This is a genomic window from Solibacillus sp. FSL H8-0523, from assembly GCF_038051985.1.
In the GTDB taxonomy this organism is placed as follows: Bacteria; Bacillota; Bacilli; order Bacillales_A; family Planococcaceae; genus Solibacillus.
Genome location: NZ_CP150291.1, coordinates 2,604,782 through 2,619,992, shown reverse-complemented (window position 1 = coordinate 2,619,992; position 15,211 = coordinate 2,604,782). Strand labels below are relative to the sequence as shown.

Here is a 15,211-nt window from a genome sequence, read left to right as displayed (position 1 = left end):
TAATTTTAAGTAAGGGGGTTAAATAAATGAGACCAGCAATTGCAAAGTTAGGCTATGTAGCTTTACAGTCTTCGAACATGGAAGCATCTTTACATTTCTTCCAAGATGTCATTGGCCTTGAGCTGACAGAACAAATCGGTGACACGTATTACTTGCGGGCATGGGGAGATTTCCAGCACCACACGCTATCTATTGCGCCGGGTGAAACAGGGCGAGTAACCCATATCGGATTCCGTACAAAGCGTGCAGAGGATGTAGCATTATTTGCAGATCAATTAGGTAGCAAAGGCTTAGAAATTGAACATGTCGAGGCATGGACAACACCGGGTATAGGTGAAGCGATTCGTTTTACTGCCCCATCCGGACATCGTTTAGAGCTCTACTATGAAATTGAAAGACCGGTAGTGGAAGAAAGCCGTCGCTCTGTACTGAAAAATCAAACGTATAAATCATACAATAAGGGCGCTTCTCCCAGACGTCTGGATCATGTCAATCTTCACACGGATGCGGATTCAAGCATCACATATAAATTCTTTACGGAAGAACTTGGATTCCGTATCAATGAGTGTATCGAAACAGAAGAAGGCAATATTTTAGCCGGTTGGATGAGTGTTACGCCATTAGTACATGATGTCGCTTTAGTGTCACATGAAAAACTGGAAACAACAGCGCGATTCCATCACATTTCCTATTGGCAGGACAATTCAGGTGATTTACTGCGTGCTGCAGATATTTGTAAGGAGCATGGCCTGCAGTTTATCGGACCGGGCAAACATAGTGTGTCACAAGCAATTTACTTATATGTGATGGATCCTGGAAGCGGTTGCAGAGTGGAATTATTTACAGGCGGTTATTTAATTTTCGAACCGGACTGGGAAACAGTTGTATGGCGTCCGGAAGAACGTGCATTTGGGAACACATATTGGGGAGACAGCATTACGGGAAATCCGCTAATTGTGCCAACGATTGATGCGACAGGTGTCAAAAAGACGAAAGCAGTTCCAGCATTAGAAGTATAGGAGGATGGAAAATGACAGTAGCAAATGAAGTGACAATTAAATCAGGTCATGTGAAAACTGGAAAATATACATCGTTTGTCAATGAAGCAGGTTCAAGAACAAACGAGACGATTTTATTTTTACATGGTTCAGGTCCTGGCGTAACGTCAATAGCCAATTGGAGTTATGCATTAAATGACTGTGGAAATGATTTTCACTGTTTAGCACCTGACCTGTATGGCTTTGCGGATAGTGATCACCCGGATGTGCCACTGAAAAATCGTCAAATGTGGATGGATTGCTGGATTGAGCAAGTAATTGAGCTGCTGGATCACTATGAAATCGAAAAAGCACATGTAGTAGGGAATTCATTGGGTTGTTCGATTGCACAAGAATTGCTGCTGGAATATCCTGAACGCTTCGATCGTGTTGTATTGATGGGTCCGGGCGGAACACCTAATACAAAGCTAAGCCTGGAGCTGGCTCGTGCAAAATCGTTTTACGACAATCCTTCTAAAAAACGTCTTCAACAAATTATGGGCTGGTTCGTTTACGACCAAGGGGCGATGCAACCGATTATTGACGGGTTAACAGATGCACGTTATGCAAATGCCATGCGTGAAGAAGTAAAACGCTCGAACAACTCTATTTTTTCAACAGTTGCTGTGCCGATTCCGGTCGTGGCATTAAATCGAATTAAACATCCTATTTTATTGGTCCATGGTCAAAACGATAAAGTGTGCTCGATTGACTCAAGCTATTATCTTGCTGAACATCTACACAATGCCCAACTGCATGTGTTCCCTCAATGTGGCCACTGGACACAAATTGAGAAGAAAGATTCATTCAATTATTTGATTCAGCAATTCTTCAGCAATAAATTTTAGTTCACTATAACGATCAATTTCGCCTTGGCGTAATTGCTGTGACAACCGCCGGGGCTTATCTTCATTCGGCACGTGTTTTCCGCTGAATGAAGATAAAGCGCTTACAAATGAAAGGGGGAGTGATTGGGACATGTTGAACGAACAAGCAGATGTCGTTGTAGTAGGTGCTGGAAATGCCGCATTATGTGCGGCAATTTCAGCAGCCGAAAATGGCGCAAAGGTAACTGTACTGGAAATCTCCTCCGAAGAAGAAAAAGGAGGCAATACGACTTATACACATGGTTCCATTCGTTTTGCTTTCAAAAATGGAGAAGAGGTTCGGCAGTTACTTCCGGATATGACGGATGAAGAATTTGCGGTGACGGATTTCGGAAGTTACCCAAGTGAGCAATTTTTTGACGACGTATGCAGTATGTCAAACTATCGCACAGATTACGAATTGACATCTGTCATGACCGATAAAAGTTTCGAAACGATGCAGTGGTTGCTGGACCACAACATTAAATTTATTCCTATCTATGGCCGTCAAGCATATAAAATAGATGGAATATTCAAATTTTGGGGCAATATGGTCATTGAATCAGTAGGTGGCGGAAAAGGCTTAGTTGATGCATTACATAATGAAGCCAAAAGGTTAGGCGTAACAATCCATTACAAAACAGCGGCTGTTGATTTAGTGACAGAGGAACGCAAAATAAAGGGCATCATAGTACGTCATGCTGGTAAAGAACGCCAGATTGACTGTCAGGCGGTCGTGTTGGCAAGTGGCGGTTTTCACGCAAATGTGGAAATGAGGACTAAATATTTAGGAGCAGGCTGGGATACAGTCCATACCCGCGGCTGTAAATATAACGTAGGGGACGGCTTGCGAATGGCCATGCAGCTTGGTGCACGTACGACAGGTAACTGGTCAGGTGCACATGCAGTCGGAGGCGATCGTTATTTACCGGATTATAAGGAAGGCTTCCAAAAGTTAAGCTATCCTTTTGGCATCATTGTAAATAATGACGGCAAACGCTTTATAGATGAAGGCTTTGATTTCCGGAATTATACGTACGCAAAATTGGGACGAGAAATATTGAAGCAGCCTGGCCAATGTGCATGGCAAATATTCGATGCAAAAACAAAACCATTCCTGCGAGAGGAATATGAAGGCCGTCACGTGTCGAAAGTGTCCGCGCCTACGCTTGAACAACTGGCGGAAAAGATGGACGGCATCAATATAAACGGGTTTTTACAGGAAGTGCACGCGTTTAATGCAGCAATCAACCGGGATGCAGCATTCAATCCGAATATATTGGACGGTAAAGCAACAAATGGTTTGGACGTTCCAAAATCCAACTGGGCGAACCCGATTGAAGAAGGTCCTTTTGAGGCGTATGCCATAGGGTGCGGTATTACATTTACGTATGGTGGATTGAAAATCTCGAAAAAGGCGGAAGTCATCCATAATGATTTCACCAATATAGATGGCTTATATGCAGCGGGAGAAATTGTCGGCGGACTTTATTACGACAATTATCCAGGTGGTGCCGGTCTAACTTCCGGCGCGGTGTTAGGCCGTATTGCAGGGGAACAGGCAGCAAAATACAGCCGACAACAAATTACGATTTAAAGGAGGAGATTTAGATGGCAATCATTGAACGCAAAGTAAAAACAGGCGATTATGAAACATTTATTTTAGAAGGTGGAGTAGAGCATAAGGATGCGGTCATTTTAATCCACGGTTCTGGTCCGGGAGCAAATGGTAAAGCTAACTGGCAATTTGTCATGGATGATTATGCAGAAGATTTCCATGTAATCGCCCTTGATTTATTTGGCTTCGGTAACACAGACCACCCTGAAGAATACCCGGAAAACGGTGTGCAATGGATGTCGGTCCGCGTGAAGCAAGTACTGGATTTAATGGATGCGCTAAACATTAAAAAAGCGAATCTTATCGGGAACTCTTTAGGCGGAGTAGTAGCTACGTATTTGAATATGACTGCTCCAGAGCGCTTCAATAAAATCGTGTTAATGGGTGCAGGTGTATCATTAGGTCAGCCAACACCAGAGTTAGCGAAACTTGCGAACTTCCATTTAGACCCGACAAAAGAAAACTTACGAAACTTGCTGAGCTGGTTCGTCTATGACCTGGACCGTATGCAAGGCTTTGTAGATCAAGTGGTGGAAGCACGCTTTGAGGCGTTTCAACGTCCAGAAATCCAACGTTCTTACCGTGAAAACTTTACACGTTCAACAATGATCGAATTTCAAATTCCACCAACAGCACTAGAGCGTATGCAAAATGAATTTTTATTGATCCATGGCCACTACGATCGTTTTGTGCCAATACAAAGCAGTCTTTATGCTTTGGATCACCTACCGAATGCAGAGCTGCGCATATTCAAAAAATGCGGTCATTGGGCAATGATTGAACAACGCGAAGAATTTTTACATGCCACGAAGCATTTTTTCACAAAGGATAAAAAAGAAGTACATTCTTAATCATAAGAGGGGGCTATACCATGGGAGAAACTGTAGTAAGCACATTGTCTGTAAGCGAAATGCTAGTTGAAAACGCTCGCCAGCTCGTACCGAAATTACGTGAAGCAACACTGGAAATCGATAAAAATAGCAACATTCCGATTGAAATCATAGAAGAGATGCGTGAAAAAGGTTTATTGAAAATATTACGTCCAAAAATTTTCGGCGGCCATGAAACAAGTATGCAGAATTATTTTGACGTCGTGACTGAAATCAGTCGCGGAAATCCTTCTGCTGGGTGGTTCACAGCTTTAAGTAATATTCGTGATTACATGATCTCTTATGTATACGGTGAAAAAGCATTAGCTGAAATTTTCGGCCCAAACCGTGATAATGACGTTATTTTAGCAGGGAACTTTAAACCGATTCGTATTGATATCGAGAAGGTTGAAGGCGGTTACTTCATTAAAGATGCACAGTGGCCTTTCGTATCAGGTGCTCCTTATGCAGACTGGTTGTACTGTGGTGCACCGGTCGATGATGGCAATGGCGGAGTAGAAATGGCAATCTTAATCGTACCTCGCGAAGATGTCACGGTTTTGGATGACTGGGATGTAGTCGGATTAAGAGGATCCGGCAGTAACAGTATTGTCATTAAGGATGTATTCGTGCCAGACCACCGTATCTCATTGGACCGTTTAGCACAGCAACGCCATTATATGATTGATGAATTAAAAGATAAGCCGTTATACCGGACACCTTTTGTACCATCCCTGACATTGTCAATTGCAGCTCCAGTATTAGGTACGGCTATTGGCGGGTTTGAAGTCCACATGGAGCGTGTGAATAAGGCCGGAATCGGTAATACATTCTACAACAAAATGTCGGATGCGGCGCTGACACATTTACAAATAGCTGAAATTGATATGAAACTGGAGTGCGCAAGATCCTTATTTGAAAATGCCATTAAAATTTTGGACGATTATTCGACGAGCGGAAAAGAATTCACGCAAAAAGTAAGTATTCGCATTAAGGCCCAATACGGCTATGCCAACCAATTATGTAAGGAAGCATACGATCTAATGCTTGCGGGTTCAGGTTCTGTATTTGCTTACAATAACAACGTATTCCAAGCATTTTACCGCGACTTCATTACGATGCATTTACATGGATTCATTACACCGTCCAGCTTACTTGAAACACATGGACGTTTAATGGTGGATCTTGAGCCAAACACATATTTCGCATAAACAAACATTATAAAAGGGGAAATGGAACATGACAAATCCTGAAATTTCAAAACTTGGTCACTTTGGATTAATAAGTACAGATTTAGAAAAATCGCTATGGTTTTTTAAAGAAGTAATTGGTCTTGAAGAAACAGAAGCGGTAGACGGTGTACACTATTTGCGTGCATGGGGTGATTTCGAGCATCATACATTAACAATTCGTGCAGGTGAAGAATCTCGATTAGATCATATTGCATGGCGTACAAAACGTCCGGAAGATGTGGATGCTTTTGCTGAAAATTTACAAAAAGTAGGTATCGAAATCCATTGGGTAGAGGAAGGCACTGAAAAAGGGCAAGGAAAAGCATTCCGCTTCCAGTTGCCTAGTAAACACACATTTGAAATCTATTTTGATATGGAAAAAACATTGGCTTCCCCAGAAACACGCTCTGTATTAAAAAATCAGACGCACAAATCATGGAATAGAGGCGTCTCACCACGTCGTATTGACCATGTAAATCTATTAAGCTCTGTACCAGCCAATGAGTTATCTAGTTTCATGCAAGAACACTTAGGCTTTAATTTACGCGAATATGTGGAAGCGCCGGACGGAAGTTATTTAGGTGCTTGGCTGAGCGTTACACCGCTTGTACATGACATTGCGTTCAGCTTTGATCCGCATGCTGCTTCTACACACGAAGTACACCATATTTCTTATTGGCTGGATAATGCCCAAGATCTATTACGTGCAGCGGATATTTTAAAAGAAAACGGCATTCACTTCAAAGGTCCAGGTAAACATGGTATTTCACAGGCAATGTACATTTATGCAATTGACCCTGGTAGTGGCGTACGTCTGGAAATTTTCACGAATGGTTATTTAATTTTTGAGCCGGATTGGGAGCCAATTCGCTGGACTTTAGATGAAATGAGTTTAGGTTTCACTTATTGGGGAGACCAAATGGACAATAACCCTGAAAATAACCCGACAATCAAAGCGTAAAAAAATTTCGCCGGATGAGGTAATGCCTTGCGAAGCGAACTTAGACTATGCACATAGAGGAGGCTTCATATAATGGATGATCGTTTATTTCGAAATGCACTGGGCAAATTTGCGACAGGTGTAACAGTCATTACTACAGAGCACGACAAACAGGAGCACGGGATGACAGCTAATGCTTTCATGTCTGTTTCTTTAGAACCGAAGTTAGTAGTAATTTCAATCGGTGAAAAAGCACGATGCCTATCAAAAATTAAAGAGAGTGGCATTTTCGGTGTCAATATTTTAGCTGAAGATCAACAGGATTATTCGATGATATTTGCTGGTCAAAAGAAAGATGAGGTAGAGGTCACTTTTGAACGCTTAGCAGGAGTACCAGTACTACAAGGTGCCATCGCGCAAATTAGTTGTGATGTTGTATCGGAGTATGTCGAAGGAGATCACACATTATTTATCGGCAAAGTTCGTGACATTAAGTTGGAAGACTCAAAAGAACCGCTATTATTTTACGCGGGCAAATACCGTTCATTAGAAACAATTACTGTATAACAGGGGGATTCAAATTGGATATTCAACAAGCAGCGCAAGCCTTATTAACAGCTGAACGTTCGAAACAGCCAATTGAACCATTCACGTCGTCAACTGATATTTCAGTTGACGACGCTTATCATATTCAGCTATTACAAATTAACGAAAAGTTAAAAGAAGCTGAATTGGTAGGCATGAAGGTTGGGCTGACAAGCGAAGTGATGCAAAAAATGTTTAATGTGGACACGCCTGATTTTGGGCATATTTTAAACACAATGGTATATGAAAATAACAGTACAATTTCGAAATCACAATTTATTCAGCCAAAAGTAGAATTCGAAATTGCTTTTTTATTAAAGGAAGATTTAAAAGGGCCGAAAGTGACAGAAGAAGATGTATTACGCGCAACAAAAGCGATTGCCCCGGCCATTGAAATAATCGATAGCCGCATAACAAATTGGAAGTTCAAATTTGAGGATACGGTTGCGGATAACGGTTCGTCTGCGGGGGCCATCGTCGGGACACCAACGGATTTACCATCTTTAGAGGAGCTTGCAAATATTTCAGTTGTAGCGAAGAAAAATGGTGAAGTATTTGATCAAGGTGTGAGCAGTGCGGTAATGGGTAACCCGGCGACAGCCATTGCTTGGCTGGCTAATATGCTGAGTGAATATGATATTTCACTGAAAGCAGGTCAATTCGTTTTAGCTGGTGCCATTACAGCAGCCGTATTTTTCGATGCAAATGATCAGTTTGAAATTGATTTCGGGAAGTACGGTCAATTAAAAGTTACATTTACAGATTGAGGTGATCAAATTGAAGAAATTAAAAGTGGGCATCATCGGTTCAGGTAATATCGGTACCGATTTAATGTATAAAATTGAGCGTTGTGATGCGCTGGAAATGGCGGTTATGGTCGGTATTGATCCGCAATCGGAAGGTTTGGCTCGCGCACGTGATCGCGGCTATATCACAGTTGAAAATGGAATTGAAGGCTTTAAATTACGGTTAGACCAAGTGGATATCGTTTTTGATGCGACGAGTGCTTATGCCCACAGGGAAAACTACGAGGTAGTAAAAGCAGCCGGTAAAAAAATGATCGATTTAACACCAGCAGCAATAGGCCCGTTCACTGTGCCGCCTGTAAATTTAAGTGAACATTTTGATAAAGACAATGTAAACATGGTCACTTGTGGCGGTCAGGCAACGATTCCGATTGTCGCGGCTATTTCCCGTGTAGTACCGGTCGATTACGCAGAAATTGTGGCAACGGTCGCAAGTAAAAGCGCGGGCCCAGGTACACGTGCGAATATTGATGAGTTTACACGTACTACTTCAAACGCAATTGAAGTAGTGGGCGGTGCAAAAAAAGGTAAAGCCATCATTATTTTAAACCCAGCCGAGCCACCAATAATGATGAGGGATACAGTCCATGCGCTCGTAGCTGAAACAGGTAAAGAAGACGAAATTCGCGCTTCTATAAAAGAGATGATTGAGGAAGTAAAAACATATGTCCCAGGTTACCGTTTATGCGGCGAACCAATTTTTGAAGACAATAAAGTATCGGTTCTTCTTGAAGTGGAAGGGATTGGCGATTTCTTCCCGCCTTATTCTGGAAACCTGGATATTATGACTGCAGCAGCCGCACGTGTGGCAAATGAATTAGCCAAAAATCTAATAGCGCAAGGAGCGGTTGTGCGATGAGAGACATTCATATTTTAGATGTATCGTTACGAGATGGCAGTCACTCAATGAAACATCAATATTCCGAGCAACAAGTACGTGAAATTGCCAGGGGATTAAACGAAGCGGGTGTTGAATATTTTGAAGTCGCACATGGTGATGGCTTAGGCGGATCCAGCTTGCAGTATGGTTTATCTGCAGTGGACGAACTGAAGTTGATTGAAGTTGCCGCCAATGAATGTACCGATTCAAAAGTAGCTGTATTACTTATTCCTGGTATTGGGATTAAGGATGATTTAAAAAATGCAGTGAATGCAGGGGCGAAAATGGCACGGATCGCGACACATGTCACAGAGGCAGATATTGCAGCACAGCATATTTCCTATAGTCGCGAATTAGGTCTAAAAACAGCTGGATTTCTAATGATGGCACATATGGCACCAACAAGCATCATTGTCGAACAGGCCAAATTGTTTGAAAGCTACGGTGCAGAAATCGTCTATGTTACAGATTCGGCAGGGTTTCTTTTACCTAATCAAGTAACAGAACGAATTCAAGCATTAAAAGAAAATATAGGCTGTGAAATCGGCTTCCATGCCCATAATAATATGTCATTGGCGATGGCGAATTCATTAGCGGCAATCGAAGCGGGCGCTACTTATATTGACGGTTCGCTGCGTGCATTAGGGGCAGGCAGCGGAAATACGCAGACTGAAGTGCTGGTTGCAGTATTACAACGGATGGGCATTCAGACAGGTGTGGATTTGTACAATATTATCGATGTAGCCAACGAAATCGTCGCACCAATTTTACCGCGCCCACAGGAAATTTCAGGTTCAAGTTTAATTATGGGTTATGCAGGGGTGTATTCAAGCTTTTTACTTCACACTGAAAAAGCATCCAAGCAATTCGGTGTAGATGAGCGCGATATTTTAGTTGAGCTAGGTCGCCGTAAAACAGTCGGTGGGCAAGAGGACTTAATTTATGAAGTGGCACAAAGTTTAAAAAAAATAAAAGCTATGTAGGAGAAGCAGTTACAAAATACAGAAATAATCGAAACAAGCCGATAATTTTGAATGCTACCTTAATAAAAAGTGGGGTAGCTTTTTATTCATCTGAAATTTTTTCACACATAAAACATGAGAAATACTGAACGTATCGGCAGGACTTCAAAATTTCAAATACTTATAGACAGAGAAGGTGAATGGGTGGATATTTGTGGGAATTACCGCGCGAAATTTGCAGATGGACCAATCTGGCATCAAGCATACGGTGTGATTTGGCTGGATATTGCAAATAAAAAAATTATTACATTCAATCCAGAAACACAAAATGAAGACGTATATGATGCGATGGGTTGGATTAAATCCATCATTCCGACAAAGGATGGTCAATTTATTGGCATTTATAAAGATGGCTTATATTTAATTAATTTTAAATTAGGTCTGAAAAAACCGTTTGTGTTGCCACCAGATCTGTCTGAGCTACATTTTTTAAATGATTCGAAATGTGGACCGGATGGACGTTTATGGGTTGGATCGTCAGATGGTTTTTTTAAAAAATTTAAAGAAACTCCGCAAACGGCATACTCGAACTATCCATTTGAAAATGCGAAACTGATAGCCGTCAATGCAGAAGGTGAGATTCAAACACATTTATCGAAAGTAGCGATATCCAATGGGCTAGAGTGGGATCGTCAAACCAATAAATTTTATCATATAGATTCTTCAAAGTATGCGATATTTCAGTACGAATTAACAGATAGTGGGGAGCTGCTTTTTGAAAAGATTGTTTACACTTTCAAAATGGATGAAGGTTACCCAGACGGTATGTCGATCGACAGTGAAGGTAATTTATATGTGACCTTGTTTAAAGGCGGTCTAATGGCAAAAACAAGTAAGGAACAAACGCGCGTTGTCTGTATTAATCCGCAGCAGCAGCAAATTAAAGAAGAATTCATCATTCCGGTTTCCCAAGTCACTTCCTGTACAATTGGCGGGAAAAATTTAGACATCTTATTTGTTACAACAGCTTATGAAGCATTGCCGGAAGCACGTATTAAAGAAGAGCCTTTAGCAGGTTATTTATTGCAATTCCCGATTAAAACAAAAGGTGTAATGCCATTTGAATTTACGTTGGCAAATAGTAAAAGTAGTTTTTGAAATTCCAATAATTTTTTACTAAAAGTTTGATTTTTCTGAATAAAAGTTTCCTAGATATCAAAAAGTGGATTTTGTAACATTAAACTGTATAACAACCTTAGCTATGTTATTCAGTTTACAATTTAGAGGGGGAATTACAAGTGACACCAGAAATCGCTAAATTAGGCCATGTTGCTTTAGTGTCAACAGATTTGGAAAAATCATTAGTTTTCTTTAAAGATATTATTGGTTTAGAAGAAACAACGGAAATTGATGGTGTTCACTATTTACGTGCTTACAGTGATTTTCAGCATCATACATTGAGCATCGAAGCGGGAGAAAGCGCTCATGTAAAGCACATTGGCTGGCGTACAAAAACAGCTGAGAGTGTTCAAGGCTTTAAGGAGCTTTTAGAACAGCACAATGTAGATGTTAAGGATTATCCAAAAGGTACGACTCCAGGTATTGGAGATTCAATTCGCTTCCAAATACCAAGTGGGCATACATTCGAGCTTTATTATGACGTAGAAAAGCCGAAAGCTGCAGCAGACGTAGCTTCTGTACTGAAAAATCAAGTATATAAATCTTGGAAAAAGGGCATTTCACCTCGCAGATTTGACCATGTAAATATCCATACAACGACGGATGTAGCCGCTTCTTATGATTTTTTAACAGAAGTACTAGGCTTCAATATGCGCGAATACTTACGTGGCGATGATGGTATTTTAGCAGGCTGGATGAGTGTGACACCTCTTGTGCATGATGTCGCAATGATAAAAAAGGAAACGCTTCCAACACCTGCGCGTCTTCATCACATCTCGTACTGGTTAGATGATACACAGGATATTTTACGCGCCGCTGATATTTTAAAAGAAAACAATCTGCCATTTATCGGACCAGGCAAACATGGTGTATCTCAAGCTATTTACTTATATGTAATGGATCCTGGAAGCGGCTGCCGTGTGGAACTGTTCTCAGGCGGTTACTTGATTTTCGAACCGGATTGGGAACCGGTGGAGTGGACATTGGAAGAACGTGCCCTGAGTAATACTTATTGGGGCGACAGTGTGCAGGATAAAGAATTGAACAATATTACAATTGAAGCGAAGTAAAAACATTCAAACCTAAATTCCCTAAAAAACTTACTCCGTTAGAAAGGTTGTGAAGCAGCATGAAAACAATTATCTTAAATGAAAAAAATTTATCGATTGTACAACAAAATAGTGAACCCGCAGTGATGGCATTAGGATTTTTTGATGGTGTTCATAAAGGGCATCAGCAAGTTATTTTAGCAGCTAGAAAAAAGGCACAGAAAAAAGGCTTAAAACTTGCTGTAATGAGCTTTTTCCCCCATCCGAAAACGGTCTTTTCTAATGAAGAAGTAGACTATTTAATGCCGATGGAAAAAAAGGGTGAGAGCTTTCGGTCACTAGGGGTCGATTTATTTTATATTGTGGATTTTACGAAATCGTTTGCTGCTCTACAGCCAAGGCAATTTGTACAGCAATATTTAGTCGGGCTTCAAGTACAGTATGCTGTAGCGGGCTTTGATTATACGTACGGTACTAAAGGAGCCGGCACAATCGACACAATCGAATCTGATAGCGAAGGCAAGATTAAAGTCGATGTTGTAAAACGTTTTGCCATATCAGGTGAAAAGGTGAGCTCGACATGCATTCGTAAAAAGTTGAAACAGGGGTATGTCGAGGAGGTAACAGCCTTATTAGGAAAGCCGTATAGCATACAGTACTCTATGAAACATGGTTTACACGTTTACTATACCCTTCCTGAACGCGGAGAATATTATGTCACAATTTTAGTTGGCAAACGCGCAATTTCACAAAAGATTTATGTGAAAAATGAGAGGTACATTACTTTCCATCATGACTTAAATATTGAAGATTGTTCGATATATTTCCATCAACGTGCTACGCAAAAATATCAGGAAATTAGTTGAGAGGCTGGTTGAACTTGAAAAAAACAGAGATGTTTCAACAATTATTAGCAGGTAAAGACACATTTATATTACCGGGTGCATTCGATGCAATGACGGCCCGGATTATTGAAGAGACAGGATTTAAAGCAATTTATGCAACAGGTGCCGGGATTTCAAATGCTCAGCTCGGATGGGCGGATGTCGGGCTGACGACCTTATCTGAAATCGCCCAAGTTGTATCGTGGATGAGTGAAGTGACATCCATTCCAATCGTTGTAGATGCAGACACAGGCTTTGGTAATGCAATCAACATGCAGAGAACAGTGAAAATATTGGAAAAATCCGGTGCATCTGCATTGCAAATTGAAGACCAGGTGATGCCGAAAAAATGTGGGCATTTCAGCGGTAAAGAAGTGATTTCACAGGATGAAATGGTCGGCAAAATTAAAGCGGCTTTAGATGCGCGTGTTGATGATCAATTGGCAATAATCGCACGTACAGACGCGTTAGCAGTCCTTGGCTTTGATAAGGCGATTGAACGTGCAAATGCTTATAAGGAAGCAGGTGCCCATGCAATTTTTGTAGAAGCGCCGACTACGTTTGAGCAGATGGAACGCATTACAAGAGAAGTACCGAATATTCCGCATATCATTAACCTTGTAGAAGGCGGAAAAACACCGCTTGTATCACGTCAGGAAGCGCGGGATTTAGGCTTCCAAATTATGCTGTGTGCAAACTCGGCGTTACGCGGTGCCATCAAAGGTGCGTCAGATGCATTGCAAATTTTAAAGCGTGATGAAAGCCAGGGAAATATTCATGGGGCAATCTGTACATGGGAAGAGCGCCAGGAGTTGTTTAAGTTAAAAGATATTCAAAAACTGGAAAAACAATATTCTTAATATTTAGAAAGATGGTGTATGAATGAGTGCAGTGGATTATGATCTAGTCATTGTAGGTTGCGGTGCAGCGGGAACGGCTTCTGCATTAGCCGCAGCTGAACGGGCAAAGGAACAAAACGAAAATTTAACTATCGCGATTCTGGAGCGTGCCCCTTTTGAACAACGCGGGGGAAATACACGCTGGACAGCTGCCTATATGCGTATGGAAAGTATCGACAAGCCAGCTGACGGCATCGTCGAGGATATGGTCTCATTTTCCGACTCATTTATGGACCGTGCATATGCGGAAACATTACGTGACGAAGCGGGAGAGACATTACGTTGGGTAGAGTCTAAAGGCGTTGATTTCGACTTTCTGCCAACGATGTTTTTAACAGCATCAAAGCCGCGATTATTACCAGTTGGCGGAGGGCGTGCCATTATTGATGCGCTAACTTTACGTGCGCGTGCTTTAGGTGTGGAAATCATCTACGAAACAACGGCATGGGACTTAACGCTGGGTGATGAAGGGGCAGTAAACGGCATTAAAGTGCGCACGGTTGATGGGGCATCGATCTTGCTGAAAACAAAAGCGGTTATTTTAGGTGCAGGTGGCTTCCAAGGAAATAAGGAAATGATGGCGCAATATATTGGCCGTGATGCATATAAAATTCCGCCGGTATCTGAAGGCGGCTTGTTTAACAAAGGTGAGGCAATCCGTATGGCAATGAATATCGGTGCTGCCGGTAAAGGGCAATTTGATGCTTTCCACGCAGAAACAGTAGATCCGCGAAGTAAACGTGAAGAAGCGGGCGTAATGTTGTTCCCATATGCGATTCTAGTGAATAAGCAAGGTAAACGCTTTACAGATGAAGGGGTTACAACAATCGATGAGCAGTATGAGGAAGTAGCACGTAAAATTTTTTACGAATGTGAAGACCATATAGCCTACATGATTACCGATCAAAAAATGTATGATATTCCGAATTACGAAGAGGCGCTGCAAACAGACATCCCGGCTATCGTAGGAGAAACGATAGAGGATATTGCTTCCCAAATAGGTGTAAACGTAGAAAACTTAAAACATACGGTAAATGAATTTAATGCAGCCTGTCCGACAGGTGAATTTATTTATAGCCGTGTTGATGGACTTGCAACAACAGGCTTAGCACTCAATAAATCGAACTGGTCCATTCCGATTAACAAAGGGCCTTTCATAGCGTATCCGATTATTTGCTGCAATGTATTTACAAATGGCGGTTTAGCTACAGATTTAAATGGCCGGGTCGTAACAGGTGATCAAGTAGCGATTCCAGGACTATATGCTGTTGGTGAAACTTCGGGCGTATATTACGGCAAATATCCGGGTGGTACATCGGTTCTGCGCTGCTTAGTATTCGGTCGCCGTGCAGGCTATGATGCTGTGCGTTACATCGCAGAAACGGAAAAGTCTTATCAATAGGGG

At 41.6% G+C, this 15,211-nt stretch carries 15 protein-coding genes; all 15 read left to right on the top strand.

Annotated features, from left to right (window positions below; translation table 11 throughout):
- Positions 1 to 26 precede the first annotated feature (26 nt).
- The 15 genes from NSQ62_RS13015 to NSQ62_RS12945 all read left to right on the top strand — a co-directional run bounded on the left by NSQ62_RS13015 (position 27) and on the right by NSQ62_RS12945 (position 15,208).
- A complete protein-coding gene (locus tag NSQ62_RS13015; protein WP_341320564.1) occupies positions 27 to 1,019 on the top strand; it encodes a VOC family protein in 993 nt (330 codons plus the stop codon).
- A gap of 11 nt (positions 1,020 to 1,030) precedes the next feature.
- Positions 1,031 to 1,885, top strand: a complete 855-nt coding sequence (locus NSQ62_RS13010) for an alpha/beta hydrolase (RefSeq protein ID WP_341320563.1) — start codon at positions 1,031 to 1,033, stop codon at positions 1,883 to 1,885.
- 130 nt (positions 1,886 to 2,015) lie between these two features.
- On the top strand, positions 2,016 to 3,500 hold the full coding sequence (tcuA, locus tag NSQ62_RS13005) for an FAD-dependent tricarballylate dehydrogenase TcuA (RefSeq protein WP_341320562.1): 1,485 nt from the start codon (positions 2,016 to 2,018) through the stop codon (positions 3,498 to 3,500).
- 14 nt (positions 3,501 to 3,514) lie between these two features.
- The gene (locus NSQ62_RS13000; RefSeq protein ID WP_341320561.1) at positions 3,515 to 4,372 is read left to right on the top strand and encodes an alpha/beta hydrolase; all 858 of its coding nucleotides are present in this window, start codon (positions 3,515 to 3,517) and stop codon (positions 4,370 to 4,372) included.
- 20 nt (positions 4,373 to 4,392) lie between these two features.
- Positions 4,393 to 5,601: an acyl-CoA dehydrogenase family protein gene (locus NSQ62_RS12995; protein ID WP_341320560.1), complete on the top strand. Its 1,209-nt coding sequence runs from the start codon at positions 4,393 to 4,395 to the stop codon at positions 5,599 to 5,601.
- 28 nt (positions 5,602 to 5,629) lie between these two features.
- On the top strand, positions 5,630 to 6,583 hold the full coding sequence (locus NSQ62_RS12990) for a VOC family protein (RefSeq protein ID WP_341320559.1): 954 nt from the start codon (positions 5,630 to 5,632) through the stop codon (positions 6,581 to 6,583).
- A gap of 72 nt (positions 6,584 to 6,655) precedes the next feature.
- Complete coding sequence (locus tag NSQ62_RS12985; RefSeq protein ID WP_341320558.1) at positions 6,656 to 7,129, top strand: flavin reductase family protein; 474 nt, start codon at positions 6,656 to 6,658, stop codon at positions 7,127 to 7,129.
- Positions 7,130 to 7,143: 14 nt separating this feature from the next.
- Positions 7,144 to 7,914: a 2-keto-4-pentenoate hydratase gene (locus NSQ62_RS12980; RefSeq protein WP_341320557.1), complete on the top strand. Its 771-nt coding sequence runs from the start codon at positions 7,144 to 7,146 to the stop codon at positions 7,912 to 7,914.
- A gap of 10 nt (positions 7,915 to 7,924) precedes the next feature.
- Positions 7,925 to 8,812, top strand: coding sequence for an acetaldehyde dehydrogenase (acetylating) (locus NSQ62_RS12975; protein ID WP_341320556.1), 888 nt, complete (start codon positions 7,925 to 7,927; stop codon positions 8,810 to 8,812).
- A complete protein-coding gene (gene dmpG / locus NSQ62_RS12970) occupies positions 8,809 to 9,816 on the top strand; it encodes a 4-hydroxy-2-oxovalerate aldolase (RefSeq protein WP_341320555.1) in 1,008 nt (335 codons plus the stop codon). The genes NSQ62_RS12975 and dmpG overlap by 4 nt, the downstream gene beginning before the upstream one ends.
- Positions 9,817 to 9,999: 183 nt before the next feature.
- Positions 10,000 to 10,953, top strand: coding sequence for an SMP-30/gluconolactonase/LRE family protein (locus NSQ62_RS12965; RefSeq protein WP_341320554.1), 954 nt, complete (start codon positions 10,000 to 10,002; stop codon positions 10,951 to 10,953).
- Positions 10,954 to 11,093: 140 nt separating this feature from the next.
- Positions 11,094 to 12,044: a VOC family protein gene (locus tag NSQ62_RS12960; RefSeq protein ID WP_341320553.1), complete on the top strand. Its 951-nt coding sequence runs from the start codon at positions 11,094 to 11,096 to the stop codon at positions 12,042 to 12,044.
- Positions 12,045 to 12,103: 59 nt separating this feature from the next.
- Positions 12,104 to 12,889, top strand: coding sequence for an FAD synthetase family protein (locus tag NSQ62_RS12955; protein WP_341320552.1), 786 nt, complete (start codon positions 12,104 to 12,106; stop codon positions 12,887 to 12,889).
- Positions 12,890 to 12,903: 14 nt separating this feature from the next.
- Positions 12,904 to 13,767 (top strand): oxaloacetate decarboxylase, encoded by an 864-nt coding sequence (locus tag NSQ62_RS12950; RefSeq protein ID WP_341320551.1) that lies wholly within the window; start codon positions 12,904 to 12,906, stop codon positions 13,765 to 13,767.
- A 22-nt stretch (positions 13,768 to 13,789) separates the two neighbouring features.
- The gene (locus NSQ62_RS12945) at positions 13,790 to 15,208 is read left to right on the top strand and encodes an FAD-binding protein (protein ID WP_341320550.1); all 1,419 of its coding nucleotides are present in this window, start codon (positions 13,790 to 13,792) and stop codon (positions 15,206 to 15,208) included.
- Positions 15,209 to 15,211: the final 3 nt, after the last annotated feature.